This window comes from Pseudomonas sp. YNh (genome assembly GCF_037993085.1).
In the GTDB taxonomy this organism is placed as follows: Bacteria; Pseudomonadota; Gammaproteobacteria; order Pseudomonadales; family Pseudomonadaceae; genus Aquipseudomonas; species Aquipseudomonas putida.
Genome location: NZ_JBBMRJ010000019.1, coordinates 1 through 26,646, shown reverse-complemented (window position 1 = coordinate 26,646; position 26,646 = coordinate 1). Strand labels below are relative to the sequence as shown.

Below are 26,646 nucleotides of genomic sequence, written 5' to 3'. Positions count from 1 at the left end.
TGATGTTGCAAGGAACTTTCGATGACACACGTGCAGCGCCTCAAATATTCCCTTCTGATCATCCTGGTGGTACTGGGCCTGATGCTGGGCCTGTCCCACCTGCAGAAGCAGGGCACGATCAGTGAGCAGACCTTCCAGATGGCGGCCATCGCCATCGCCGTTGTGGTCGTGGTGATCAACGGCATTCTGCGGCGCAAGGTCAAGCCCTGATCCGTGCGGGCCGGCCAGGTGTGGCCGGCCATGCGCTCAGCGCGTGTGTGTCTGCTCCAGTACGGCGCGCGCCTGGGGGTTGAGGCTGTAGCACTTGTCGTTGCCCAGTTCGATGACACCTTCGGTGCACAGCCGCTTGAGCACCTCACGCACGCTGAGGAACGACAGCGGAATATCCAGCTGTTCCAGTTGTGCGTGCACGCCGCGTACGCCAATGCTGCGGCCATTGCGGTCAGCGGCGTGCAAGGCATCGATCACCTTGAGCCGGATCAGGCTGGTTCGCAGGCCGAAAGTGCGCAGCAGCTCGCGGATCTGTTCGTTGCCGATGCGTTCCTCAGAAAAAACGTCCTGTCCGTTGGGCGCTTTGCCTGGGACGCGCCCGGCGTGAGTCGAGGGTTGCGGGTTGTACATGTGAATGCTCCTTTTCGTGGACGAACCCGAAATGTGGTTGCCTCACTTACTAGGACGAATGAGAACGCAAAAACTGCAACCCACTCGTAAAAAAAATGGCTGTTCCTCTTCAAGACGTTCCATCGCCTTGTAACACGTAAAATTTTCACCTGGCCGTTCGTCTGATCGGGATAGACCCCGAATCCGAGGAGTGCCCGTGTTTCCACTTTCCCGTCCCATGACGTGCGCAGGCCTGGCCGCTGCACTGGTGGCCTTCAGCGTTGCGGTGCAGGCGCAGCCCGCTACTGATGCCAGCGCGCAGATCCGTCGAACCAGTTACGGGGTGCCGCATATCGTGGCCAAGGATGAGCGCGGCCTGGGCTACGGCGTTGGCTATGCCTATGCCCAGGACAACCTGTGCCTGCTGGCCAACGAGGTGCTGACCGTGAGCGGTGAGCGCTCACGCCATTTTGGTGCCAAGGGCAAGACCCTGGAGCAGCGTGACAACCTGACCAGCGACCTGTTTTTCACCTGGCTCAACAGCCCGACGGCGGTCGACGCGTTCCTGCAAGCGCAACCGACGCAGGTGCAGGCACTGCTGGCGGGCTATGCCAGCGGCTACAACCGGGCGCTCGCCGAGCGCCGCCGCGAAGGCTTGCCCGCCGAATGTGGCAGCGGTGAGTGGCTGCGGTCGATCACCAGCCAGGACCTGGTCAAGCTGACCCGCAGGCTATTGGCCGAGGGGGGTATAGGGCAGTTCGTCGAGGCACTGGCAGGCGCGCACCCACCTGCGGCGGGCAGCCAGCAGGCGTCGGCAGGTTTCGCCAAAGCGCTGGCGCGGCAAGAACGCTTTGCCACGGAGCGCGGCAGCAATGCGGTGGCCGTGGGCGCGCAGCGTTCGGCCAATGGCCGCGGCCTGTTGTTGGCCAACCCGCACTTCCCGTGGATGGGCGGCATGCGCTTCTACCAGATGCAGCTGACCATCCCTGGCCAGCTCGATGTGATGGGCGCGGCATTGCCGGGCCTGCCGGTGGTCAATATCGGTTTCAACAGGCACCTGGCCTGGACGCACACCGTCGACACCTCCAGCCACTTCACCCTGTATCGGCTGCAGCTCGACCCCAAGGACCCGACCCGTTACCTGCTTGATGGCAAGTCGCTGCCACTGGCCAGGCAAACCATCAGCGTTGCGGTCAAGGCAGAAGATGGCAGCGTGAGCCAGGTAGAGCGGCAGGTCTACAGCTCGCAATTTGGCCCGGTGGTGCAATGGCCCGGGCGCCTGGACTGGGATGCGCACGCGGCCTACAGCTTGCGTGACGCCAACCTGGACAACACCCGAGTGTTGCAGCAGTGGTACCAGATCAACCGTGCCGACAGCCTTGCGGCGCTGAAAGGCTCGGTCGAGCAGTTGCAGGGTATTCCTTGGGTCAACACCTTGGCCGTGGACCAGGGCGGTGGGGCGTTGTACCTGAACCAGTCGGTGGTGCCGTATGTCGACCAGCAACTGCTGGGTGCCTGCAGCAACCCACAAGGGCAAGGGCGCATGGTGGTGCTGGATGGTTCGCGCAGCGCCTGTCAGTGGAAGGTCGATGCGCAGGCTGCGCAACCGGGAATCTTCCCGGCGCGACTGTTGCCGAGCCTTGAACGCCAGGATTTCGTGCAGAACTCCAACGACCCGGCATGGATGGCCAACCCGGCGCAGCCGCTGACCGGCTATTCACCCTTGGTCAGCCGCAGTGACCAGCCGCTGGGCATGCGCAGCCGCTTTGCCCTGCAGCGCCTGCAGGGCACGGCAAGGCTGGGCGTGGATGACCTGCAGCGCATGGTGACCGACGACGAGGTCTACCTGGCCAGCCTGGTGCTGCCAGACCTGCTGCAATGGTGCAAGGGCGCAAGCGCGGATGTACAGGCCGTGTGCAGTAGCCTGGCGGCCTGGAATGGCAAGGCCGACCTCGACAGCGGCATTGGCCTGGTGCATTTCCAGAACCTGTTCAACGCCCTGGCCGAACACCCGGAAAGCTGGCGCGTAGCCTTTGACCCGGCCGACCCGCAGCACACGCCGCGTGGTTTGGCGGTGGAGCAGGCGGCCGTGCGCAAGCTGGTACACGAGGCGGCACTGGCTTCGCTCAAGCAGGTGAGCGACAGCGGTGTAGCGGGGGAGGCGCGTTGGGGGCAGGTGCAGCAGGCGCTTGATGGCACGCCGGTACCGGGTGGCCCGCAGGCGCTGGGCGTGTACAACGCGATGTACAGTGTCCCGCACGGGCAGGGCAAGCGGCTGGTGGTGAGTGGCACCAGCTACCTGCAATTGGTCAGCTTTACCGACAAGGGGCCAGAAGCCCGTGGCCTGCTTGCCTTTTCCCAGTCGAGTGAGAAGGCTTCGGCGCATGCCAGTGACCAGACCAAAGCATTTGCGGCCAAGCAACTGGCGGTGATTCCGTTTACCGAGGCTCAGATCAAGGCAGACCCGGTGTATCGGGAAGTGGTGATCAGTGAGCGGGACAAGGGGGTGGTAGTCAGCCAGCCCTGAAGCGTCAGCGTGCGCCGGCCCATTCGCGGGTAAACCCGCTCTCACAGGAATCGCTCCGCTTGCAGCGTTGATACGGAGTCTGTGGGAGCGGGTTTACCCGCGAAGAGGGCGACCCGCCGGGTCAGGAAAACTCGAACGGCGCCAACTGAAAGCCCTGCTCGTCAACCTGCAAGGCCCAACCGCGGCGGTCCCAGTCCCCCAGCACGATGCGCCGTGCCGGCTCCCCATCAACCACCAGCTTGTGTATCGCCGGCCGGTGGGTATGGCCATGCACCAGCGTACGCACGCCATGCGCCGCCATCACCTTGGGCACTTCCTCCGGTGTGACGTCGACAATTTCGGTGGACTTCATCCGCACTTGCGTGCTGCTTTCGCTGCGCAGTTTGCGCGCCAGCTTGTAGCGGGCTGACAGTGGCAGGTGGCGCAAGATCCACAGGCTCAGCGGGTTGCGCAGCAAGCGGCGCATCTTCATGTAACCCAGGTCGCGGGTGCACAAGGTGTCGCCATGCATCAGCAGTACCTGTTCACCGCCCAGCTCGATCACACTGGGGTCGCTCAACAACGTGCAGCCCGCAGCGTCGCAGAAAGCCTGGCCAATCAGGAAGTCACGGTTGCCATGCATCAGGAAGATGGCCGTGCCGCTGTCGCTCAGCCGGCGCATGGCCTGGCAGATCGACTGCTGGAAGGCGGTCATGGCATCGTCGCCGATCCAGGCTTCGAAAAAGTCGCCCAGGATGTACAACGCCTTGGCGTGGCGGGCACGGCCGTCGAGCATATCAAGAAACGCCCGGGAAATGTCCGGGCGCTCTTCTTGCAAATGCAGATCGGAGATCAGCAGTATCACCCAATGATCTCGGCTTTCTCGATGATCACGTCTTCTTTTGGTACGTCCTGGTGGCCGGACTTGGAACCGGTGGCGACCTTCTCAATGGCATCAACCACTTCACGGCCTTCGATCACTTCGCCGAACACCGCGTAGCCCCAGCCCTGTACGTTCTTGCCGCTGTGGTTGAGGAAGTCGTTGTCGGAGGCGTTGATGAAGAACTGCGCCGAAGCAGAGTGCGGCTCCATGGTGCGGGCCATGGCGATGGTGTACTTGGCGTTTTTCAGGCCGTTGTCGGCTTCGTTCTGGATGCTGGCACGCTTGTCACGCTTTTCGTTCATGCCTGGCTCGAAACCGCCGCCCTGAATCATGAAGCCTTTGATCACCCGGTGGAACACGGTGTTGGTGTAGTGGCCTGCGTTGACGTATTCGATGAAGTTGGCCACGGTAATCGGGGCTTTTTCAGCGTTCAGTTCAATGACGATGTCGCCGTGGTTGGTGGTCAGTTTGACTTTGGACATGCTGAAACTCGCTTTTTCAAGGCAATCGGGAATTAGGGTGCGCAGGGCGCCGATTATCACCTGACGCATGTTCAGGCGATCACGACACATGGCGCGCACTGGCCATTTTGCCAGGCTTGGGCAAAAAGCCGTGATAAATCACGCCAGTTTGTCCGGGCCCGACTGTCAGCAGCTTGACTGCTTCGGCTATGATAGGCCCTTTGATTCAATCGGCCTACCCAGGCCGGACACGTGCATTCAAGGATCCTATGAGCAAGCCCACTGCCGACAACGCGCCCAACGCCGCTGCCAAAGGCGCCCCCGCTGTCCCTGCGAACTTCCTGCGGCCGATCATCCAGGCCGACCTGGACTCGGGCAAGCACAGCAGCATCGTCACTCGCTTCCCGCCGGAGCCTAACGGCTACCTGCACATCGGCCACGCCAAGTCGATCTGCGTCAACTTCGGTCTGGCCAAGGAATTCGGGGGCGTCTGCCACCTGCGTTTCGATGACACCAACCCGGCCAAGGAAGACCAGGAATACATCGACGCCATTCAAAGCGACGTCAAATGGCTGGGCTTCGACTGGGCCGGCGACGTGCGTTATGCGTCCAGCTACTTCGACCAGTTGCACGACTGGGCGGTCGAGCTGATCAAGCGTGGCAAGGCCTATGTCTGCGACCTGACCCCTGATCAAGCGAAAGAATACCGCGGCAACCTCAAGGAGCCGGGCAAGAACAGCCCGTTCCGCGAGCGTAGCGTGGAAGAAAACCTCGAGCTGTTCGCCCGCATGAAGGCCGGCGAGTTCAAGGACGGTGAGTGCGTGCTGCGGGCCAAGATCGACATGGCCTCGCCGAACATGAACCTGCGCGACCCGATCCTGTACCGCATTCGTCATGCCCACCATCACCAGACCGGTGACAAATGGTGCATCTACCCCAACTACGACTTTACCCACGGCCAGTCGGACGCTATCGAGGGCATCACCCACTCGATCTGCACCCTGGAGTTCGAAGGGCATCGCCCGTTGTACGAGTGGTTCCTCGACAACCTGCCGGTGCCGGCGCACCCGCGCCAGTACGAGTTCAGCCGCCTGAACCTGAACTACACCATCACGTCCAAGCGCAAGCTCAAGCAGCTGGTTGACGAAAAGCACGTCGACGCCTGGGACGACCCGCGCATGTCGACCCTGTCCGGCTTCCGTCGCCGCGGCTACACCCCGGCTTCGATTCGCAACTTCTGCGAAATGATCGGCACCAACCGTTCCGACGGCGTGGTTGACATGTCGATGCTCGAGTTCAGCATCCGTGACGACCTGGACCGCACCGCACCGCGCGCCATGTGCGTGCTGCGCCCACTGAAAGTGGTCATCACCAACTACCCGGAAGGCCAGGTGGAACAGCTTGAGCTGCCACGCCACCCGAAAGAAGACATGGGCGTGCGTGTGCTGCCGTTCGCGCGCGAGCTGTACATCGACCGCGATGACTTCATGGAAGAGCCGCCGAAGGGCTACAAGCGCCTGGAACCGGCCGGTGAAGTGCGCCTGCGTGGCAGCTACGTGATTCGCGCCGATGAAGCCATCAAGGACGCCGATGGCAATATCGTCGAGCTGCGTTGCTCGTACGACCCGGACACCTTGGGCAAGAACCCTGAAGGCCGCAAGGTCAAGGGCGTGATCCACTGGGTGCCGGTCGAGGGCAGCGTCGAGTGCGAAGTGCGCCTGTACGACCGCCTGTTCCGCTCGCCGAACCCGGAAAAGACCGAGGACGGCGGCAGCTTCCTGGACAACATCAACCCGGACTCGCTGCAAGTGCTCAGCGGTTGCCGTGCCGAGCCGTCGCTGGCCCAGGCGCAACCCGAGGACCGCTTCCAGTTCGAGCGCGAAGGCTACTTCTGCGCCGACCTGAAAGACAGCCAGCCGGGCCGCCCGGTGTTCAACCGCACTGTCACCCTGCGTGACTCCTGGGGCAGCTGAGGAAACGCCGTGCTTACCATTTACAACACCCTGAGCAAAGCGAAGGAAACCTTCAAGCCGCTGGATGGCAACAAGGTGCGCATGTACGTGTGCGGCATGACCGTGTACGACTACTGCCACCTGGGCCATGGCCGCAGCATGGTGGCCTTCGACCTGGTCACCCGCTGGCTGCGCAAGAGCGGCTACGAGCTGACGTATGTGCGCAACATCACCGACATCGATGACAAGATCATCAACCGGGCCAACGAGAACGGCGAAAGCTTCGACGCGTTGACCGCCCGCATGATTGACGCGATGCACGAAGACGAGCGCCGCCTGAACATCCTGCCGCCAGACCAGGAGCCACGTGCCACCGACCATATCGCCGGCATGCACGCGATGATCCAGACCCTGATCGACAAGGGTTATGCCTATGCCCCAGGCAATGGCGACGTGTACTACCGCGTCGGCAAGTTCGTCGGCTACGGCAAGCTGTCGCGCAAGAAGATCGAAGACCTGCGCATCGGCGCACGCATCGAGGTCGACGAAGCCAAGCAAGACCCGCTGGACTTCGTGCTGTGGAAGGGCGTCAAGCCCGGTGAACCGAGCTGGGAATCGCCATGGGGCCCGGGCCGTCCGGGCTGGCACATCGAGTGCTCGGTGATGTCCACCTGCTGCCTGGGTGAGAGCTTCGACATTCACGGCGGTGGCAGCGACCTGGAGTTCCCGCACCACGAGAACGAGATTGCCCAGAGCGAGGCGGCCACAGGCAAGCAGTACGCCAACGCCTGGATGCACTGCGGCATGATCCGGATCAACGGCGAGAAGATGTCGAAGTCGTTGAACAACTTCTTCACCATCCGCGATGTGCTCGAGAAGTACCACCCTGAAGTGGTGCGTTACCTGCTGGTGGCCAGCCACTATCGCAGCGCGATCAACTACTCCGAAGACAGCCTGCGCGACGCCAAGGGCGCGCTTGAGCGCTTCTACCACGCCCTGCGCGGCTTGCCACGGGTAGCGGCCAAGGGCGGCGAAGCGTTTGTCGAGCGTTTCAGCGTGGCGATGAACGACGACTTCGGCACCCCCGAAGCCTGCGCCGTGCTGTTCGACCTGGTACGCGAGATCAACCGCCTGCGCGACAGCGACCCGGAGGCTGCTGCCGGCCTGGCTGGCCGCCTGCGCGAGCTGGGTGAGGTGCTGGGTGTGCTGCAGCTGGAGGCCGATGACTTCCTGCGTGCAGGTGCCGAAGGCAAGGTCGATGCTGCCGAGGTGGAAGGCCTGATTCAGGCGCGGCTGCAGGCGCGTGCGGACAAGAACTGGGCCGAGTCGGACCGTATCCGCGACCAGCTCACCGCGATGGGTGTGGTGCTGGAAGACAGCAAGGGCACGACTACCTGGCGTTTGGCTGACTGATCGGCGTACTGGGGCTGCTTTGCAGCCCTTCGCGGGCACGCCCGCTCCCACAGGTTGGCGCGACATGTCCGGTGTGCGCTATCCCTGTGGGAGCGGGCGTGCCCGCGAAGGGCCGCAAAGCGGCCCCTGCTTTTATTTGGCCAGCCCGGCAAGCGGGCAGTGCAATACCAACTTCGCCCCACCCAACTCGCACTCCCCAATTTCCAGCCTGAACCCATGCAGGTCCACGATCGCCGCAACGATCGACAATCCCAGCCCAAACCCGGCATGGCGATGGCCTTCATCGCTGCGATAGAACCGCTTCAGCACCGCAGTACGCTCTTCTTCGGGAATGCCCGGCCCGCTGTCCTCGATAGCCAGGTGCACGCCGGTGTCGTCGTGTGTCGCGCTAATTCGCACTTGCCCACCTTCGGGCGTGAACTTGATACCGTTGCCCATCAGGTTGGCCAGTGCCTCGAACAGCAGTTCGCGGTCACCGTGCAGTGCCGGCAGCTGCGCGGGCTGGTGCAGTTCCAGGTGGATGCCGCCATCCTCGGCCAAAGGCAAATAGAAGTCGTGCAGTTCGACCAGCAGTTCATGCGGGTCAAGCTGGACGAAGCCGGCCCGGCGCTGGCGGTCTTCCAGTTCGCTGATGCGTAGCAACCCGCGAAAACGCGCCATCAGCGTGTCGGTTTCGCCGATGGCCTGGTCCAGCGCCTCGGCTTGCGCGGAGTCGACGTCGCTCTGCTGGCGAATCCGGTACAGCTGGGCGCGCAGGCGGGTGAGCGGGGTGCGCAGGTCATGGGCAATGTTGTCGCACACCCCCTTGACCTCATGCATCAGCCGCTCGATGCGGTCCAGCATGGCGTTGACGATGGCTGCCAGCATGTCCAGCTCATCGCGCCGGGCCGACAACGGCAGGCGGTGGGTCAGGTCGCCGGCAACGATCAGCTCGGCCTGGGCCTGGATTGCGCGGATACGCTTGAGCGGCCTGCGCCGTAGCAGGTACCAGCCGGCAAAGCCTGGGATCAACGTCAAGGAGATACCCCAGAGCAGGGCATCGAGGATGATCCGGGTAACCACGAACAGTGAGCCGTTATCGCGGAACAGTACCAGCCAGCGGCCATCTTGCACTTTGATCGCCACCGCATCGCAGCTGTCGCGGGGCAGGTGTGGGTCGTCGGCATCCAGGCAGCGTTTCAACTCATGGATCTTGCCGTCCAGCCTGAGCTCCGGGGGCAGGGCGCGCACACTGCCGCCAATCGGGTTGAGCTGGGTGTCGAACAGGCCATAGGCGTCAAAGCTGCGCTCCTCGAAGGCCTGGCTGGCGATCAGGGCGTCGTCCAGCTGCTTGCCGCTCATGTGCGCGAACAGGTGTTGGCGCTGCAACATGGAATGGCGGGTGAGCTTGTTCAGGTAGCTGGACACCTCGAAGTACAGCACCCCCATGAGGATGCTGCTCCAGGCCACGAACAGAAAGCTGTACAGCGCCAGCAGGCGGCTTGTCGAGGAGCTCCAGCCTTTAGACGGGTTCAGCAATGGCATAGCCGGAGCCCCGTACCGTACGGATCAGCGGCGACTGGCCGGGGGAGTCGATTTTCTTGCGCAGGCGACCGATGTGCACGTCGATCAGGTTTGTGCCGGGGTCGAAATGGTAGCCCCAGACTTCTTCGAAAATCATCATCCGTGTGATCACCTGGCCGCTGTGGCGCATCAGGTACTCCAGCAGTTTGTATTCGGTGGGCAGCAGGTTGAGCGTATTGTCACCGCGGCGCGCCTCGTGGCTGATCAGGTCCAGTTGCAGGTCGGCGACCTGCAGGCGGGTCTGGGTCATGGGCACACTGTTGCGGCGCAGCAATACCTCGACCCGTGCGGCCATTTCGTCGGAGGCAAACGGCTTGGTCAGGTAGTCGTCACCGCCGGCCCGCAGGCCGCGTACCCGTTCGTCGACGTCGGAGAGGGCGCTGATCATCAGGATCGGCGTGGCGATCTTGAGGCTGCGCAGGGTGGTGACGATGGTCAGGCCATCGACCTCGGGCAGCATGCGGTCCAGGGTGATCAGGTCGTAGCCACCGGCAATGGCCTTGGCCAGGCCTTCACGGCCGTTGTCGGCCCATTCGACCTCCAGGCCGTGGCTGGTAAGTTCGGCGACGATTTCCTGGCCGGTGACGGCGTCGTCTTCGATGGTCAGTACGCGAGGCATGCTGGTTCCTGGGCATCTAATAGAGATTTGATTGTGCCAAAGAATAGACAACCGGCGATTTAAGAAAAATTCATCTAGTCATCTGGCTGCTCTGGAGCGATCCGCTGTCTTGCCTGAATTCAGAAGCTTGCGCGGTCATTGTGGGAGCGGGCATGCCTGCTCCCACAGAGTATCGTGCAGTTCTGGATTGAGGGCTCATCGGGCGCCGATACCCTCGGCATGCATGATCTGCGCAATGATCGGCACCGGGGTCATCAGGTGCGAGCGCATCATGGCGCTGGCGCGTTCGGCGTCACGGGCGAGGATCACCTCGACCAGCGCCGCATGCTCCTGGCGCTTGAGCTCAAGGGCCTGTTCGGAGAACACCGTCTGCGTCAGCCACAGGTGGCGGTAGCGCTCGGCCTGGTCGAACAGGTAGGTGCGCGCCTGAAGCAGGTGCTTGGAACCGCAGCCCGAGGCAATGGCGGTATGAAACGCCTTGTGCCGCTCGTCCCACACATCCAGGCGCTGCTCGCGGGTTTTCACTTCCACCACCTTGGCCAGGGTATGCGAGTGGGCCAGCACTGACGCCTCCCAGGCGTCGTCGCCGCGCTCGATGGCCAGGGCGATGATCATCGCCTCCAGGTTGGCGCGGGCATCGTAGATGTCGTTCATCTCGTCCAGCGACATGGGCGCCACCCGGTAGCCTTTCTGGCTGATCGCGTTGACCAGGTGCTCGGCCACCAGTTGCGACAGTGCTTCGCGCAGCGGACCCACGCCCAGGTCGTAGCGTTCCTTCAGGGCGCTCATCAACAGTTTTTCACCGGGTTTGAACACGCCCCGGATGATGTCCTTCTTGAGCCTCTCATACCCGCTGAAAGCTGAGTTTTGTCGGGGGGCGAGCGCTTCCAAGATCCTGTTCCTCAAAACGTTTTGCCGATCATACCGAAACCGCCTGCTGACGAAAAACAATGGATAAAAAACTAAACTGTCGCTCAAATACAAAAATGTAGACATTTTTACTTAGTGGCGATATTTTTACCTCGCCAGCACTGATCCAGGTCATGACCGGACGGCGCTCTCCACTTTTTCTGCCAGGACACTGCCATGAACGCTTTTACGCAGATCGAAGAACTTGTGATGCCACTGCCCCTCGAGCCGCGTGGTTACACCATTGCCCCTTCGAAACAGTCGCCGCGCCTGCTTGAACTGACCTTCGCGCCTGAAACCGTCGAAGCGTTCGTCCAGGCTGTTGCCGAGTGGCCGGTGCAGGCGTTGGAGTACAAATCGTTCCTGCGTTTCCGGCTGGGTGAAATCCTTGACCAGCTGTGCCAGGGCACGCTGCGCCCTGTGCTGCTCAACACCATCCTCGATCGCGCCACCGGCGGCATGCTGATTACCCCGCTGGGCCTGGATGACGTGAGCCAGGCCGAAGACATGGTCAAGTTCACTACCGCCTGCGCACACCTGATCGGCCGTTCCAACTACGACGCCATGAGCGGGCAATTCTATGCGCGCTTCGTGGTGGTCAACTCCGACAACTCAGACAGCTACCTGCGCCAGCCGCATCGGGTGATGGAACTGCACAACGACGGCACTTTCGTGAACCAGATCACCGATTACGTGCTGATGCTGAAGATCGACGAAAAGAACATGGAAGGCGGCAACTCGCTGCTGCTGCACCTTGATGACTGGGAGCAGTGCGAGGAGTTCTTCCGCCACCCGATGGCCCGCCGCGAAATGCGCTGGACCGCACCGCCGAGCAAGAAGGTCGCCGAAGATGTGTTCCACTCCGTTTTCGACACCGATGGCGAAGGCCGCCCGACCATGCGCTACATTGACCAGTTCGTGCAGCCGGAAAACTACGAGGAAGGCATCTGGCTGAACGCCCTGTCCGATTCGCTGGAAGGCAGCGGGAAGAAGGTGTCGGTACCGGTGGGTGTGGGCAGCTTCCTGCTGATCAACAACCTGTTCTGGCTGCATGGTCGCGACCGCTTCACCCCGCACGAGGGCCTGCGCCGTGAACTGATGCGCCAGCGTGGTTACGTCGCCTTCCCCAAACCGCTATACCAGCGCGGGCAATAATGACAGGGCGCAGGGCGGGCGCCCGCCCATGCGTCGTTGCACAACATGATGCCACCAGGGCCCGAGCGGGCCTTGGTGAGCGAGCCAGGCAATGCCTGCGTGTGAGGTAAGGCTGTGTACGATTTCATCATTATTGGCGGTGGCATTGTGGGCATGTCCACGGCCATGCACCTGATCAAGGTCTACCCGGACGCGAAGATTCTTCTGCTGGAGAAGGAGTCCGGCCCGGCCCGCCACCAGACCGGTCACAACAGCGGCGTGATCCACGCTGGCGTGTACTACACCCCCGGCAGCCTCAAGGCGCGCTTCTGCCTGGAAGGCAACAAGGCCACAAAGGCCTTCTGCACCCAGCACGGCATCCCCTTCGATGAGTGCGGCAAGCTGCTGGTGGCCACCAACGAGCTGGAAATGCAGCGCATGAAGGCGCTGTGGGAGCGTACCGCGGCCAACGGCCTGGAGCGCCACTGGCTGTCGGCCGACGAACTGCGCGAGCGCGAGCCCAATATCGTGGGGATGGGTGGCATCTTCGTGCCGTCCAGCGGCATCGTCAACTACGCCAAAGTGACTGCTGCGATGGGCGCTGAATTCCAGCGTGCCGGCGGCGAAATCCGCTATGGGGCAGAGGTGGTCGGCCTGCAGGAGCAGGCCAGCGAAGTGATCGTGCGCACACGGCGCGACGAGTTCCGTAGCCGTTTCCTGGTGACCTGTTCGGGCCTGATGGCCGACCGCGTGGTCAGCATGCTGGGCCTGCGCACCGAGTTTGTCATCTGCCCGTTCCGGGGCGAGTACTACTTGCTGCCCAAGCAGCACAACCAGATCGTCAACCATCTGATCTACCCGATCCCCGACCCGTCGATGCCGTTTTTGGGCGTGCACCTGACCCGCATGATCGACGGCACCGTCACGGTTGGCCCCAACGCCGTACTGGCGATGAAGCGCGAGGGCTATCGCAAGACCGACGTCAGCCCCGGCGACCTGTTCCAGACCCTGACCACCCCCGGCATTCTCAAGGTGCTGGCGAAGAACTTCCGCCCGGGACTGATCGAGATGAAAAACTCGCTGTTCAAGGGCGGCTATCTCAAGCAGGTGCAGAAGTACTGCCCGAGCATTACCAAGGCCGACCTCACGCCTTACCCGGCTGGTGTGCGCGCCCAGGCGGTATCGCGCGACGGCAAGCTGATCGACGACTTCCTGTTCGTCAACACCGCGCGCAGCGTCAACGTGTGCAACGCACCGTCGCCGGCGGCCACCTCGGCCATCCCGATCGGCGCCTACATCGTCGACAAGGTGTGTGAGCAGGTCACCCTGGCGGGTGGCAGCGTCCCCAAGGCGGACCTGGCGGCCAGCCGGCGGGCGGCCAGCTGACAACGCGGTAACAGGTTCTGCGGTTTCCTTTTACTCAACCCGAACTGCCCTGCTAACCATTCAGGGCAGGGCGGGCTTTTTCGCGCCTGCGTCGGCGACCGTGCAGCCGGCGGCCCCAGCGTGGGCATGACAAAAACAACAAGGTAGTGCCATGCAAACCCACAAGAACAATTTGAGTCATGGATTGAAATCACGGCATGTCACCATGCTGTCAATTGCCGGTGTGATCGGCGCCGGCCTGTTCGTCGGCTCTGGTCGTGCCATTGCTGAAGCAGGGCCGGCCACCATCCTGGCCTACATCCTGGCCGGCGGCCTGGTGGTGCTGGTGATGCGCATGCTGGCCGAAATGGCGGTTGCTTCGCCGGATACCGGTTCGTTTTCCACCTATGCCGACCTCGCCATCGGCAAGTGGGCGGGTTATACCATCGGTTGGCTGTACTGGTGGTTCTGGGTACTGATCATTCCCATCGAAGCCAATATTGCCGCCACCATCATCAATTCCTGGGTCCCGCAGATGGAGATCTGGGTATTGTCGTTGGTGATTACCCTGTTGCTGACCGCCACCAACCTGTTCAGCGTGAAGAACTACGGTGAGTTCGAATTCTGGCTGGCACTGGTAAAAGTGGTGGCGATCGTCGCGTTCATTGCACTGGGTGTGTGCGCCATATTTGGCTTGCTGCCCGGTACTGGCGTCAGTGGTGTTTCGCGCCTGTGGGATACCGGCGGATTCATGCCTAATGGTTTCGGTGCGGTGCTGAGCGCCATGCTGATCACCATGTTCTCGTTCCTCGGCGCCGAGGTGGTGACCATTGCCGCAGCCGAATCCTCTGATGCGGGCAAGCATATTTCCAAGGCCACCAATTCGGTGATCTGGCGGATCACCTTGTTCTATATCCTGTCGATATTCATCGTCATCGCGCTGGTGCCCTGGACTGACCCGCGCCTGGCGACCGAAGGTTCCTATGTCACGGTGCTGGATACCCTGGGCGTGGCGAATGCCAAGGCCATCATCGATTTTGTGGTGTTGACTTCGGTGACCAGCTGCCTTAACTCGTCGCTGTATACCGCTTCGCGCATGGTCTACTCGCTGAGCCGCCGCGGTGATGCACCGGCTTGCGCCCAGGTGACCAGCCGCAGTGGCACGCCGGTGGTAGCGGTACTGCTATCCACTGGCGCGGCATTTTTGGCCGTGATCGCCAATTACCTGGTGCCGGCCAAGGTGTTCGGCTTCCTCATGGCCAGCTCGGGGGCCATTGCCTTGCTGGTCTACCTGGTTATCGCGATTTCCCAGCTGCGCCTGCGCCAGCGCCTGACCGCACAGGGCAAGACCCTGGGGTACCGCATGTGGCTGTTCCCGTGGCTCACCTGGGGCGTGATCGTATTCATCTGCAGCGTGCTGGTCGTGATGCTGCTGCGTCCAGATCATCGCCTGGAAGTGGTGTCGACCATGGTGCTGGCTGTTTTGGTGGTGTGTTCCGGCTTGCTGGTCACGCGCCGGCGGGCGCGCGGGGTGCCGATCAACAGCTTAGGGCAGGGCGCCTGATCAGCCTGGGCTGAAGACAGACGAGCAAGTCGTCCCCGGCTGTGAGAGGATGTCGACCATCACAGCCAGGACCCCGAACACAGCCTGATGAAGACACCCAAAAGAATCGAACCCCTGATCGAAGACGGCCTGGTCGACGAAGTACTGCGGCCGCTGATGAGTGGCAAGGAGGCCGCCGTGTACGTGGTGCGCTGCGGCAACCAGGTGCGCTGCGCCAAGGTCTATAAAGAAGCCAACAAGCGCAGTTTCCGCCAGGCCGCCGAATACCAGGAAGGCCGCAAGGTGCGCAATAGCCGACAGGCCCGGGCCATGGCCAAGGGCAGCAAGTTCGGCCGTAAAGAAGCCGAAGATGCCTGGCAGAACGCCGAAGTTGCGGCATTATTCCGCCTGGCCAGTGCGGGTGTGAGGGTACCGAAGCCCTACGACTTCCAGGACGGCGTGCTGTTGATGGAGTTGGTGACCGATGCCGATGGCGACGCCGCCCCACGCCTGAACGACGTGCACCTGGAAGCCGAGGATGCCCGCACGTTCCATGCCTTTGTCATTCGCCAGATCGTCCTGATGCTTTGTGCGGGGCTGGTGCATGGCGACCTGTCCGAGTTCAACGTGCTGCTCGGCCCGGACGGCCCTGTGATCATCGACTTGCCGCAGGCCGTGGATGCAGCCGCCAACAACCACGCCTTCAGCATGCTGCAGCGCGACGTGGACAACATGGCCCATTATTTCGGGCGCTTTGCCCCGGAGCTGAAAAGCACCCGGTATGCGCAGGAGATGTGGGCGCTGTTCGAGGCCGGTGACTTGCTGCCCGACAGCCCGTTGACTGGGGTGTTCGCAGATGACGAACATGAAGCTGACGTGTCCGGGGTGATGCGCGAGATCGACGCGGCCCGTCTGGATGACGCACGCCGCCGTGCGGCGCGTGACGAGGCTGAGCATGGAGCGGTCAAGGCTGAGGAACCCACGCCACCCTGGTTGCAATAAGCCGTTGCAGACGCCTCACATCGTTGTGGGGCCTTTCCTGAAGCTGTGCTGTCTCTGTGGGAGCGGGTTCACCCGCGAAGGGGCCGGCACAGGCAAAACCTGGCCATTGCCATTGACGCAAGACACAATCTCGTCATTTAGCCTTTTCACTGGCGCGCGACAGGCATAAGGTATACGCCGTTCAAAATGCCCTGGAGCTGTCATGTCCAACCAATTCCCGTCCGTTCGTCCACGCCGCCTGCGCCAGAACGAATCCCTGCGCACGATCTTCCAGGAAACCGAATTCCGCCTGGAAGACCTGATCCTGCCGATCTTCGTCGAAGAGGGCATCGATGACTTCGTGCCGATCTCCAGCATGCCTGGGGTCAACCGCATCCCCGAGAAGCTGCTGGCCCAGGAAATCGAGCGTTATGCCCGTGCCGGTATCAAGTCGGTAATGACCTTTGGCGTGTCGCACAACCTGGACGCCACCGGCAGCGACACCTGGAACGAAAACGGCCTGGTTGCGCGCATGTCGCGCATTTGCAAGGACACCGTGCCGGAAATGGTGGTGATGTCCGACACCTGCTTCTGCGAATACACCAGCCACGGCCACTGCGGCGTGCTGCATGACCATGGCGTGGACAACGACGCCACCCTGGCCAACCTGGGCAGGCAGGCGGTCATTGCCGCCGCTGCCGGTGCCGACTTCATCGCCCCGTCGGCGGCAATGGACGGCCAGGTACAGGCCATCCGTAGTGCGCTGGATGGGGCCGGTTTCCACGACACCGCGATCATGGCCTACTCCACCAAGTTCGCCTCGTCGCTGTATGGTCCGTTCCGTGAAGCCGGCGGTACCACGCTGAAGGGCGACCGCAAGAGCTACCAGATGAACCCGATGAACCGCCGCGAAGCCGTGCGCGAATCGCTGCTGGACGAGCAGGAGGGGGCGGATGTGCTGATGGTCAAGCCAGCGGGCGCCTACCTTGACGTGATCGCCGACATCCGCGCTGCCTCGCGCCTGCCGTTGGCGGCGTACCAGGTGAGTGGCGAGTACGCGATGATCAAGTTCGGCGGCCTCGCAGGCGCCATCGATGAAGGCCGGGTGGTGCGTGAAAGCATCGGCGCAATCAAGCGTGCCGGCGCCGACCTGATCCTGACCTACTTCGCCATGGACCTGGCGCGCGAAGGTATCTGAAGCCAGGCCTTGGGTACGAAAAGCCGCTGCAGTTGCAGCGGCTTTTCTTTGTGCGCTGTTGGTGAAGCGGCGCAAACGCACAAAAAATCAGTAAGCGCTGAATTATTTAGTGTCCCGTTGTATCTGATCCCTTAGAGCATTCATCGACAGGGATACGGGTATGAAACCTCGCAAGAAAAAAGTCCAGCCAATCGGCCTGAAGGACATCACCATTGTCGACGACGCCAAGATGAAAAAGGCGATCACCGCCGCCGCTCTGGGCAATGCCATGGAGTGGTTCGACTTTGGCGTCTACGGCTTCGTGGCTTATGCCCTGGGGAAGGTGTTTTTCCCCAACGCCGACCCCAGCGTGCAGATGATTGCGGCGCTGGCCACGTTCTCGGTGCCGTTCCTGATCCGGCCATTGGGCGGTTTGTTCTTCGGCGCCTTGGGCGACAAGTTCGGGCGGCAGAAAATCCTCGCGGCGACCATCGTCATCATGTCGCTCAGCACCTTCGCCATCGGCCTGATTCCGTCCTATGCCAGCATCGGCATCTGGGCACCGATCCTGTTGTTGCTGGCCAAGATGGCCCAGGGCTTTTCGGTGGGCGGCGAGTACACCGGCGCGTCGATCTTTGTGGCCGAATACGCCCCCGACCGCAAACGCGGTTTTCTCGGTAGCTGGCTGGACTTCGGCTCGATTGCCGGCTTTGTCCTGGGCGCGGGCGTGGTGGTGCTGATTTCAACCATTCTGGGCGAAGAAAAGTTCCTTGAATGGGGTTGGCGCCTGCCGTTCTTCCTGGCCCTGCCGTTGGGCATCATCGGCCTTTACCTGCGCCATGCGCTGGAAGAAACACCTGCGTTCCAGCAGCATGTCGACAAGCTGGAGCAGGGCGACCGCGAAGGCCTGGCCTCCGGGCCCAAGGTGTCGTTCAAGGAAGTGGCCACACAGCACTGGCGCAGCCTGGTGACCTGCATCGGCGTGGTGATTGCCACCAACGTCACCTACTACATGCTGCTCACCTACATGCCCAGCTACCTGTCGCACAACCTGCATTACAGCGAAGACCATGGCGTGCTGATCATCATTGCGATCATGGTCGGCATGCTGTTCGTGCAGCCGGTGATCGGCCTGCTCAGCGACAAGTTCGGCCGCCGGCCGTTCATCATCCTCGGGAGTGTCGGCCTGTTCGCCCTGGCCATTCCAGCGTTCATGCTGATCAACAGCGGCGTGCTGGGGGTGATTTTTGCCGGGCTGCTGATCATTGCCGTGCTGCTGAACTTCTTCATCGGTGTGATGGCCTCGACGCTGCCGGCGATGTTCCCTACGCACATCCGCTACAGCGCCTTGGCAGCCGCTTTCAACATTTCGGTGTTGATCGCCGGGCTTACCCCGACCCTCACTGCCTGGCTGGTGGAGAGCACGGGCGACCTGTACATGCCGGCCTACTACCTGATGGTGATCGCCGCTATTGGCCTGCTGACCGGGCTGACCATGAAGGAAACTGCCAACAAGCCGCTGCGCGGCGCGGCACCGGCGGCGTCGGACATCGAAGAAGCGCGTGAGCTGTTGCAGGAGCACCACGACAACATCGAGCAGAAGATCGAGGACATCGATGCGCAGATTGCCGAGCTGGAAGCCAAGCGCGAGACGCTGGCACAGCAGCACCCGCGCATTGATTGATCAGCGCGGCATGTAGCCACGCTGCCAGCCGCGCGGGATGAACCGCGACACCAGGGCCAGCACACAGGCCAGCGCGCAGCTGCCAGCCAGTGCCTGCAGGCCCAGGCGCTGTTGCAGCCAGGCGCCCAACGCGGCGCCTAGCAGCATGCCGGCCCAGGGCACTAGCTGCACCCGCCAGCCGTTGCGCCGCTCGCCCATCAGCCAACGCCCCAGGCCACGGCCGAAGCGGGACAGGGCGCCGGTGACGTAAGTCAGGCCGATGGGCAGGCCGTTCACCTGTTCAACCACGGCATTGATCATGCCCATGGCCAGTGTGGCGGCCAACAATGCCGGGAAGGTGGCCGCCAACGGCCACGCCGCTGCGAACGCCAGCAGTACCGCAACCATCAGCAACACGGGCCAGGCCCGGCGGCGCAAACCACGCGCCAGCATCACGCCCAGCGCATTGCCAGCGACAAAACCCAGTATCGCGCCACTCAGGCGCAGCACCAAGGCAAGGTCTGCCTCACTGATGGCCACTGCCAGGCGTGTTGTATTGCCACTCATGAACGACACGAAGTCCCCCAGCGCCAGCAGGCCGATGGCATCGGTCATGCCGGCCAGCACCGACAAACCAGCGACCAGGCCAAGGCCGACACGGCCACGCAACACTTGCAGGCGAAGCCGCCTGGCCGTGCGCGCGGGGAGGGCGTTAGGCAGCATGGGCAGGCCTCAGCGCAGCAGTTTTTCGCGGGCCAGGGTGCCTTTGATGGTGCGCTCCACCACATCTACCAGCACCATGGTCTGGTGATCGACCTCGATATTGAGCTGATCGCCGGCCTTGTAGCTGGCAAAAGTGGTCTGGCGCAGGGTTTCCGGGATCAGGTTGATGGTGATGACGTTGTCGTCGACATCGGCGACGGTCAGGCTGCAACCATTGACCCCGATGAAACCGCGTGGGAACACGTACTTGCCCCATTCCGGGGGCATGCGGAACTTGATGAAGGCGCCGGTTTCCTTGATCGACAGTTCGACGATTTCGGCGGTGGTGGCGATATGGCCGGCCATCAGGTGGCCACCGACTTCGGCGTTCATTTTCGCCGAACGTTCAATGTTGACCCCCTGGCCCGCCTTGAAGAAGCGTAGGTTGGTGCGTTCGAGCGTGGCGGTCATGGCGTCGAACCTGACTTGGGTACCGGCGATTTCGGTGACCGACAGGCAGGTGCCTTCGACACTGACGCTGGCGCCGATCTTCAGCTCGTCGAGCAGCTCCGGTGTGAGGTCGATGGTGAACTGGTTGTGGCCCGGGTAGGTGGTCACATCAAGCAGAGGGCGAACGGCCTGGACGATGCCGGTGTACATGGAGTTGCTCCTGGGCACGGAAAAGAAATCCCCCGAACGCTATGCCCGTAGCGTTGTAAATGCAAGACCGACCTGCCCCTCTGCTGCTGCACCGCCTTAGCCCGGCGTTATTTACACATGTCCACTGCTGTTGACGATTCGCAGGCACAGTGCCTCGTACGGGTCCAGGTTCACCAGCAGTCGCCCGTCCTCGGTCAGGTCCCCTTCGACCGTTTCGTTGATCATGTCCACTACCGGCCCCGGCGTGAACCCGGTCAACTGCAATTGCTCGGCAATTACTTCCTGGCCAAAATTCAGTGCACTGATCTGGATACCGCGCCCGGCTGGCAGTTCATGCACCATCACCAGCAACCCTGGGCTGCTGACTTCAGGTACCAGCACCTGGCGGCTGGTGGCGATGCCGTAGGCCTGTCGCACTGCCAGCAGTTTTTTCACCTTGCAGGCAAACGAATCACCACGGTCCAGCTGGCTGTCGAGGCTGCCATACAATGCGCGGGCCCGCGGCATTCCGCGCACTGATTCCTCGGCCTGTGGGGCGAGCCCGGCCAGATCGTAACCCCCTCGGTGAATCCAGCGGGTATCGCCATCCAGCATTCGTTGCGCGACCGCCTCGGCGGGCAAGGGCAGGGCGCCGACCAAGTCCCAGCCGGACAGCGCGACCACCCCGGGCTGCATGGCGTTGTACATGACCAGCAGCAGGTGCACTTTCTGGATCAGCTCGATTTCGGCTGCACCGATTTGCTCAAGGTCGCGGATGCCCAGTGCTGCGGCGATCAGGCTGGCCGTGGTGCAGGCGATGCCATTGGTCACGAAGCGCAGGTTGTAGGGGGCGTGCTCGCCCGAGAGGCGTTCGTAGATCTCTTCGCGGACATGCTCACGCAGGATGCTGCCGGGCAAGGTCTGGCCCTTGTACAGGTACATGTCGTGGGCGTGCAGGGTCCAGAAATGCACCAGTTCCACGGTCAGCTCGTCGTGGTTCTGAAGGGCATGGATCAGCGAGGCCGGGTCGATGCCGAAGGCGTGCATTTCCTTGAGCATCAGGCGCAGGAACTCAGTGTCACCGGTCAGCAGCGCATGCTGATAGGCCGGGCGGGTGATGAAGTCGTAGGACAGGTCGGCCCCGCCCTTGGACATCTGCGCGATGTCGTCCAGGGTCAGGTTCAGTTCCTGGAAGCTGAAGCCGCCCGCCTTGCGGATCATGCCGCCGATCAACTGGTTGCCGACGATCGACAGGGGGTGGCTTTCCGACCAGGCGGTGCCGCTGGCCCGCGTTTCCACGCCCAGAAAACCGTTGGCGTCCAGGCGCAGGCCGCGCGCGCCCAGGCAGTCCAGGGCGTGCAGGGCATCACCAATGATCATCTGCTGGGCCGCGAAGGTCGGGTCCAGCCAGTTCAGCGAGGGTTGGCCGTCCTTGAAGTAGTGCAGGTAGACCCAACGACGGGTTTTGCCATCGACACCGGTGATGGGCGGCGTGACGCTCCAGTCGGTTTCTTTCACTCCGGGCTCGAAGAAGATCACCCGTTGCAACTGGCCGACGATGTAATGGCGGGCCTTGAGCTCGTCGCACTGGGCCGGCAGCAGGTTGACCGAATCGCGGCCGTTGGGCACCTCTGGCAGTAGTGGCCAGTCTTCTTCGCGGATTTCGACCATGTGGTACAGCCCCGGGTAAGGCCCGTGGGCCATCTCGGCCAGGCGGAAGTCGGCACCTTTGCCGGTGTGCGAGGGGATCAGGTCGTCGATGGTCACGGCATTGTGCGCGGCGGCCATGCGGCTCATCTGCACCAGTTCCTGCTCGCTGCCGTACAGCGGGTCGATATCGAAGCTGATGCGGTCGAAGTTACCGTCCACGCTGGGGGTGAGTTCGCGGCCACGGATGCCGCCGGACAACTTGATCGGGCCAGTGTGCAGGCCTTGAACGCCGATCTCCGACAGGCGCTTCCACAGCGCTTCGTGGGCCAGCGCGCCGAGCACGGAGCAGTCTTGCGGGGCGATGATGGCGTCGGGGTAGACGGTCAACCAGACCGAGGCGATTTCAGTGGCGCGGCGGGGCTGGGCTTCGGCGTAGGGCTGTTGCCACAGGCGTGACTGCCCTGAATACAGGCTGGCCCGCTCTTGGGAAGCCTTGAGCATGGCGCGGTCTTCGAGCCATTTGACGTATGACGGGTCGGGCTGGGTCATTTCGCGTCCTCTTTGCGTGTCGGCACCGGCTCAGGTTATGACGGCAGTGTGGCCTGATCGTTCGGCTGAAACCTGTGATGGCCTCTTCGCGGGTAAACCCGCGAAGAGGCTGGCCCTGCCAGTACACCCTCAGCGCCGGGCGGACAACTGCTGGGGCGCCAGGAACGCATCATGGAAGTAATTACGCACGGCCTGCATCGCCGGGCTGAATGCCCGCTCACGGTGCCAGGCCAGCCCTACACTCATGGGTGTGACCGGGTCGCTGATGGTCACCGTCTCGATGCGCTTGCCCTCCAGCGACCAAGGTCTATGCACCAGATCTGACAAGATCGCCACACCACTGCCATTGGCAACCATGCTGCGCACGGCTTCCACCGAACTGGTCCGCACCCGTACGCTCGGGCGCTGCCCGCCCAGTTCCCAATAACGCATGGCGCTTTGCTCGGCCTCGTCTACGGTCAGCAGGATGAACGGTTCGCAGGCGACATCGGCCAGGCTTACAGCCGAACGCTCGCACAGCGGGTGGTGGCCGGGCAGCCATAGCCGGCGCTCGGAGTTGAACAGGGTTTCGGAGACGATGTCGGGGTGGGTGAGGTTGGCCGTGAGCACAACCGCCATGTCGAAACGCCCCTCCAGCAAACCTTGCTCGATGGCGCTGCGCTCCTGTTCGTACAGCTCCAGGGTCACATCCGGGTGCCAGTGTTCCAGGCGCTGCAGGTGGTGTGGCAGGAAGTAGCCGATCACTGTGTAGCTTGCCGCCAGGCGCAGCAGGCCGCTGGCGCGCACGTTCGGCAGCGGGCTGTTCAGTGCGTCGTCAACACTGCGCAGAATCACGTAGGCGCGGTTCAGGAAGTGCCGGCCAGCCTCGGTCAAGCTCATGCCTTGGGCCGAGCGCTGGAACAGCAGCACGCCAAGCATGGCTTCCAGTTCCTTGATTGCCGTGGTCACCGCCGACTGGGAGATGTTCAGGTGGATGGCTGCCTGGGAAATCTGGCCGATCTCGGCGGTGGCAACGAAGTAGCGGACCTGGCGCAGGGTCAGTGACACGGTTGGCTCCTGAGGTATCTGATTTTCCGAAGACACCCTATCTGTTTATAGATCTTCCCAAGGGGGTAGGGAGAATCTAACGTGGCTTGCATGCAGTCACAAGCACCAGGAGAGACAGTCATGCAGGTGGTGGATTTCAACTCGGACATGGGTGAGGGATTTGGTCCGTGGACCATTGGCGACGGCGTCGACAATGAGCTGATGGGCTACATAAGCACGGCCAACATCGCCACGGGTTTTCATGCCGGCGACCCCGGCACCATGCGCCGCACCGTCGAGCGGGCCAAGGCCCTGGGCGTGGCGGTGGGTGCGCACCCGGGCTTTCGTGACCTTGTCGGCTTCGGTCGCCGGCACATCAACGCGCCAGCCCAGGAACTGGTCGACGACATGCTCTACCAGCTGGGTGCACTGCGCGAAATTGCCCGTGCCCAAGGGGTGCGCCTGCAGCACATCAAGCCGCACGGTGCGCTGTACATGCACCTGGCGCGTGACGAAGAAGCTGCCCGCCTGTTGGTGGAAAACCTGCGGGTGATCGAGCCGGAGCTGCTGCTGTACTGCATGCCGGGTTCGGTGATCTGCCGTATTGCCCAGGAACTTGGCCAGCCAGTGGTTCGCGAGTTCTACGCCGACCGTGAGTACGACCTGAGCGGCTCGATCGTGTTCACCCGCAATGTGCGCGGCCATGAGCCCAACGCGGTTGCCGAGCGCGTATTGCGGGCATGCCAGCAGGGCCTGGTGCGCACGGTCGAGGGGCCTGACCTGGCCATCGAATTCGACTCAATCTGCCTGCACAGTGATACCCCCGGCGCGCTCGACCTGGTCGAGGCCACGCGCAGGGCGCTGGACGCGGCGGGTATTGTGGTGCGCGCGCCACGCTGAGCCCGTGAGGCATCCGTCTGGCACAAGCCGGAGCCCGTGTATTTTTTTCGCCTGCCTTTCTATAAAGATTCCAAGAAAAGGAACAGTCATGGCCGAACCGCTTGCTACAACCCCGATCCGCTACAGCTTCGGCGCAGACGAGCACCTGTTTGCCGAAGTCAGCGACAGCATGTCGCTGGAAGCGTTTTTCAAGGGCATGGCCGTCACCCGCGCCGTTGAACGGCTGGCTCTGGATGGCGTGCTGGACGTGTGCCTGGCAAATGCCTCGTTCCAGATCCGCTTCGACCCCGACCGCATTGCGCCGCAGGCGCTGCTTGAAGCGGTGCAAGGTGCCGAGGCCGAGGCTGTGGCCGAGCGCTCGTTGCAGACGCGGATCATCGAGATCCCGGTGCTGTACAACGACCCCTGGACCCATGAAACCCTGATGCGTTTCCGAGACCGCCACCAGGACCCGGCCAGCACCGACCTGGAATACGCGGCGCGCATCAATGGGCTGGCCGATGTCGACGCCTTCATTGCCGCCCACAGTGGTGCGCCCTGGTTCGTGTCGATGGTCGGTTTCGTGGCCGGCCTGCCGTTCATGTTCCAGATGGTCGAGCGCGAGCGGCAGTTGCAGGTGCCTAAATACCTTCGCCCGCGTACCGACACGCCCAAACTCACCCTGGGCCATGGCGGTTGCTTCGGTTGCATCTACTCGGTGCGCGGTGCGGGGGGCTACCAGATGTTCGGCGTCACCCCGGCACCGATCTACGACCCTCGGCAAACACTGAACTACCTGAAGGCGCACATGGTGTTTTTCCGCCCGGGTGACATCGTGCAGTTCAAGCCCATTGATCGCCGGGCCTACGACCAGGCAGTGGCAGATGTGGAAGAGGGCCGTTTCGACTTGCGTATTCGCCCGGTCGAATTCTCCCTGGATGCCTTCCTTGCCGACCCGGTCGGTTACCCCAAGTCGCTGCAGGAGGTATTGGCATGATCAAGGTACTCAAACCCGGCCTGGCCACCTCGGTGCAGGACCTGGGCCGTGAAGGCTACTACCACCTGGGCATTCCGCCGTCCGGTGCACTCGACCAGTACGCCCTGCGCGCGGCCAACCACCTGGTGGGCAACCCGGCCGGCGCAGCAGCCCTTGAGTGTGCGCTGGTGGGGCCGGAGCTGGAGTTCCAGCAGGATGCGCTGGTAGCGGTCTGCGGTGCACAGATGCCCGCTTTGCTGGATGGCCGCGAGCAGCGCCCCGACACGGCATTTACCGTGCGCGCAGGGCAGGTTTTGCGCTTCGGCTTCCCCACGGCGGGCGCCCGTGCCTACCTGGCCGTTGCCGGTGGCATTGATGTACCTGAGGTGCTCGGCAGCCGTTCTACCTACGCGCTGGGGGCGTTGGGCGGGTTCCAGGGGCGCAAGCTGATGGCAGGCGACGTGCTGCCGGTCGGTGTGCCCAGCGGCAAGACGCGCGCCGGTGCGAGCCTGCCCATGGCCCTGCGCCAGGCCCTGGGCGGCGAGGTGGTGGTGCGGGTGGTGCCCGGGCTGTACTTCCATCGCCTGACCGAGGCCGCAGCGCAAAGCTTCTTCACCCAGGCCTGGACAGTCGGCTCCGAAGCGGACCGTATCGGCTATCGCTACAAAGGCGGCAGCGCCTTGAGCTTCCAGCCGCGGGAGCAACCGTTCGGTGCCGGCTCGGACCCGTCGAACATCGTCGATAGCTGCTATCCGATCGGTTCGATCCAGGTGCCAGCGGGGCTGGAACCGATCGTCCTGCACCGTGATGCGGTGTCGGGTGGCGGCTACGCCATGATCGGCACGGTGATCAGCGCCGACCTCGACCTGATCGGCCAGATGCAGCCCAACCAGCAGGCAAGGTTCCTGGCGGTGAGCCTGGAGCAGGCGCTGGAGGCGCGGCGATCATACAAGAAGAAACTGGCCTGCCTGGCCAAGCTCTTTGGCTGAGCGCGAGGCGCTTGTGGAAGGGTTGTGCGATCCCTGCAGGAGCGGAAAACCCGCTCCTTCAGGGCGCTATTCTCTAGCAGGATGTTGCCAGGGAAACGTTTGGAAACTTGATTCAGAGAAGGATCCTACAAGCATTTGGGAAGCCCCAGACTCCTTGGAGAATTGATTCCCCGATAGTGTTCATGTCTTCAGTTTTCTCGAAGACAAGGACCACTTCATGCCCGGCCCATCCGATCTGCCTCCGGTAAAACCCGACGGCGCTGTCGATGCCCATGACGCTTCAGAACGCAGCGTCTACGCGATGCTCGAAGTGCCGGAGGGCAGCGATTCACCCTATCCGGCTGACCAGGGGCAGCGAGCAGGACCGGATTTTGAAGGTTACCCCGCCGACCCGGAGTTCCAGTTGCGTGGCGGCTTCGCAAACCTGATGCTCGACGCGGCAAGCCCGCTGTTCGGGCTGGTCATTC

Annotated in this window: 23 protein-coding genes and 1 pseudogene; 14 read left to right on the top strand and 10 right to left on the bottom strand. The window is 62.7% G+C overall.

Annotated elements, in window-relative coordinates:
* Positions 1 to 21 precede the first annotated feature (21 nt).
* Positions 22 to 210 (top strand): hypothetical protein, encoded by a 189-nt coding sequence (locus tag WF331_RS19125; protein WP_016499986.1) that lies wholly within the window; start codon positions 22 to 24, stop codon positions 208 to 210.
* Positions 211 to 246: 36 nt separating this feature from the next.
* Here WF331_RS19125 and WF331_RS19120 read toward each other — a convergent pair whose 3' ends face one another.
* Positions 247 to 621, bottom strand: a complete 375-nt coding sequence (locus WF331_RS19120; RefSeq protein WP_016499985.1) for a hypothetical protein — start codon at positions 619 to 621, stop codon at positions 247 to 249.
* Positions 622 to 817: 196 nt separating this feature from the next.
* Between WF331_RS19120 and pvdQ the strand changes: the two genes are divergently transcribed.
* Positions 818 to 3,127 carry a bifunctional acylase PvdQ gene (pvdQ, locus tag WF331_RS19115; RefSeq protein WP_340623207.1) on the top strand — a complete coding sequence of 770 codons (2,310 nt, stop codon included), beginning with the start codon at positions 818 to 820 and terminating at the stop codon, positions 3,125 to 3,127.
* Between the two features lie 121 nt (positions 3,128 to 3,248).
* On the opposite strand, the gene WF331_RS19110 is transcribed toward pvdQ, so the two are convergent.
* Both WF331_RS19110 and WF331_RS19105 read right to left on the bottom strand, forming a co-directional pair.
* Positions 3,249 to 3,971, bottom strand: coding sequence for a UDP-2,3-diacylglucosamine diphosphatase (locus tag WF331_RS19110; RefSeq protein ID WP_340623206.1), 723 nt, complete (start codon positions 3,969 to 3,971; stop codon positions 3,249 to 3,251).
* Positions 3,968 to 4,471: a peptidylprolyl isomerase gene (locus tag WF331_RS19105; protein ID WP_041168048.1), complete on the bottom strand. Its 504-nt coding sequence runs from the start codon at positions 4,469 to 4,471 to the stop codon at positions 3,968 to 3,970. Before WF331_RS19105 ends, WF331_RS19110 begins: the two co-directional genes overlap by 4 nt.
* Before the next feature lie 248 nt (positions 4,472 to 4,719).
* On the opposite strand from WF331_RS19105, the gene WF331_RS19100 reads away from it, so the two are divergent.
* Together WF331_RS19100 and cysS are read left to right on the top strand one after the other, a co-directional pair.
* Complete coding sequence (locus tag WF331_RS19100) at positions 4,720 to 6,423, top strand: glutamine--tRNA ligase/YqeY domain fusion protein (RefSeq protein WP_340623205.1); 1,704 nt, start codon at positions 4,720 to 4,722, stop codon at positions 6,421 to 6,423.
* 9 nt (positions 6,424 to 6,432) lie between these two features.
* Complete coding sequence (gene cysS / locus WF331_RS19095) at positions 6,433 to 7,815, top strand: cysteine--tRNA ligase (RefSeq protein ID WP_016499980.1); 1,383 nt, start codon at positions 6,433 to 6,435, stop codon at positions 7,813 to 7,815.
* Between the two features lie 132 nt (positions 7,816 to 7,947).
* Here cysS and WF331_RS19090 read toward each other — a convergent pair whose 3' ends face one another.
* The 3 genes from WF331_RS19090 to csiR all read right to left on the bottom strand — a co-directional run bounded on the left by WF331_RS19090 (position 7,948) and on the right by csiR (position 10,888).
* Complete coding sequence (locus WF331_RS19090) at positions 7,948 to 9,339, bottom strand: sensor histidine kinase (protein ID WP_340623204.1); 1,392 nt, start codon at positions 9,337 to 9,339, stop codon at positions 7,948 to 7,950.
* Positions 9,317 to 9,997 (bottom strand): response regulator transcription factor, encoded by a 681-nt coding sequence (locus tag WF331_RS19085; protein WP_016499978.1) that lies wholly within the window; start codon positions 9,995 to 9,997, stop codon positions 9,317 to 9,319. Before WF331_RS19085 ends, WF331_RS19090 begins: the two co-directional genes overlap by 23 nt.
* A 195-nt stretch (positions 9,998 to 10,192) precedes the next feature.
* Positions 10,193 to 10,888, bottom strand: a complete 696-nt coding sequence (csiR, locus tag WF331_RS19080) for a DNA-binding transcriptional regulator CsiR (RefSeq protein WP_049272939.1) — start codon at positions 10,886 to 10,888, stop codon at positions 10,193 to 10,195.
* 195 nt (positions 10,889 to 11,083) lie between these two features.
* Here csiR and glaH point away from each other — a divergent pair, with 195 nt between their 5' ends.
* From glaH to proP, 6 genes are all read left to right on the top strand, one after another.
* Positions 11,084 to 12,061 (top strand): glutarate dioxygenase GlaH, encoded by a 978-nt coding sequence (gene glaH, locus WF331_RS19075; RefSeq protein WP_016499976.1) that lies wholly within the window; start codon positions 11,084 to 11,086, stop codon positions 12,059 to 12,061.
* A 114-nt stretch (positions 12,062 to 12,175) separates the two neighbouring features.
* The gene (lhgO, locus tag WF331_RS19070; RefSeq protein WP_284399637.1) at positions 12,176 to 13,426 is read left to right on the top strand and encodes an L-2-hydroxyglutarate oxidase; all 1,251 of its coding nucleotides are present in this window, start codon (positions 12,176 to 12,178) and stop codon (positions 13,424 to 13,426) included.
* A gap of 151 nt (positions 13,427 to 13,577) precedes the next feature.
* Complete coding sequence (gene gabP / locus WF331_RS19065; RefSeq protein ID WP_061202655.1) at positions 13,578 to 14,969, top strand: GABA permease; 1,392 nt, start codon at positions 13,578 to 13,580, stop codon at positions 14,967 to 14,969.
* 87 nt (positions 14,970 to 15,056) lie between these two features.
* Entirely contained in the window at positions 15,057 to 15,950 is an 894-nt protein-coding gene (locus WF331_RS19060; protein WP_049272934.1) for a PA4780 family RIO1-like protein kinase, read from the top strand.
* A gap of 202 nt (positions 15,951 to 16,152) precedes the next feature.
* On the top strand, positions 16,153 to 17,127 hold the full coding sequence (hemB, locus tag WF331_RS19055) for a porphobilinogen synthase (protein ID WP_016499972.1): 975 nt from the start codon (positions 16,153 to 16,155) through the stop codon (positions 17,125 to 17,127).
* Between the two features lie 160 nt (positions 17,128 to 17,287).
* Positions 17,288 to 18,790 carry a glycine betaine/L-proline transporter ProP gene (proP, locus tag WF331_RS19050; RefSeq protein WP_016499971.1) on the top strand — a complete coding sequence of 501 codons (1,503 nt, stop codon included), beginning with the start codon at positions 17,288 to 17,290 and terminating at the stop codon, positions 18,788 to 18,790.
* Here the strand turns inward: proP and WF331_RS19045 are convergent, their stop codons facing one another.
* From WF331_RS19045 to WF331_RS19030, 4 genes are all read right to left on the bottom strand, one after another.
* Positions 18,791 to 19,492, bottom strand: coding sequence for a YoaK family protein (locus tag WF331_RS19045; protein WP_284399633.1), 702 nt, complete (start codon positions 19,490 to 19,492; stop codon positions 18,791 to 18,793).
* A 9-nt stretch (positions 19,493 to 19,501) separates the two neighbouring features.
* Entirely contained in the window at positions 19,502 to 20,131 is a 630-nt protein-coding gene (locus WF331_RS19040; RefSeq protein ID WP_284360191.1) for a riboflavin synthase subunit alpha, read from the bottom strand.
* Positions 20,132 to 20,242: 111 nt separating this feature from the next.
* On the bottom strand, positions 20,243 to 22,309 hold the full coding sequence (gene treS / locus WF331_RS19035) for a maltose alpha-D-glucosyltransferase (RefSeq protein ID WP_016499968.1): 2,067 nt from the start codon (positions 22,307 to 22,309) through the stop codon (positions 20,243 to 20,245).
* A 129-nt stretch (positions 22,310 to 22,438) separates the two neighbouring features.
* A complete protein-coding gene (locus WF331_RS19030; RefSeq protein WP_016499967.1) occupies positions 22,439 to 23,356 on the bottom strand; it encodes a LysR family transcriptional regulator in 918 nt (305 codons plus the stop codon).
* A gap of 120 nt (positions 23,357 to 23,476) precedes the next feature.
* On the opposite strand from WF331_RS19030, the gene WF331_RS19025 reads away from it, so the two are divergent.
* The 4 genes and pseudogenes from WF331_RS19025 to WF331_RS19010 form a co-directional block, all read left to right on the top strand.
* Positions 23,477 to 24,235 (top strand): 5-oxoprolinase subunit PxpA, encoded by a 759-nt coding sequence (locus WF331_RS19025; RefSeq protein WP_340623203.1) that lies wholly within the window; start codon positions 23,477 to 23,479, stop codon positions 24,233 to 24,235.
* A gap of 88 nt (positions 24,236 to 24,323) precedes the next feature.
* Positions 24,324 to 25,211 (top strand): 5-oxoprolinase subunit B family protein, encoded by an 888-nt coding sequence (locus WF331_RS19020; protein WP_016499965.1) that lies wholly within the window; start codon positions 24,324 to 24,326, stop codon positions 25,209 to 25,211.
* Complete coding sequence (locus tag WF331_RS19015) at positions 25,208 to 26,179, top strand: 5-oxoprolinase subunit C family protein (protein WP_016499964.1); 972 nt, start codon at positions 25,208 to 25,210, stop codon at positions 26,177 to 26,179. Before WF331_RS19020 ends, WF331_RS19015 begins: the two co-directional genes overlap by 4 nt.
* Before the next feature lie 217 nt (positions 26,180 to 26,396).
* Positions 26,397 to 26,646, top strand: a pseudogene (locus WF331_RS19010) (type IVB secretion system protein IcmH/DotU); the annotation flags it as partial.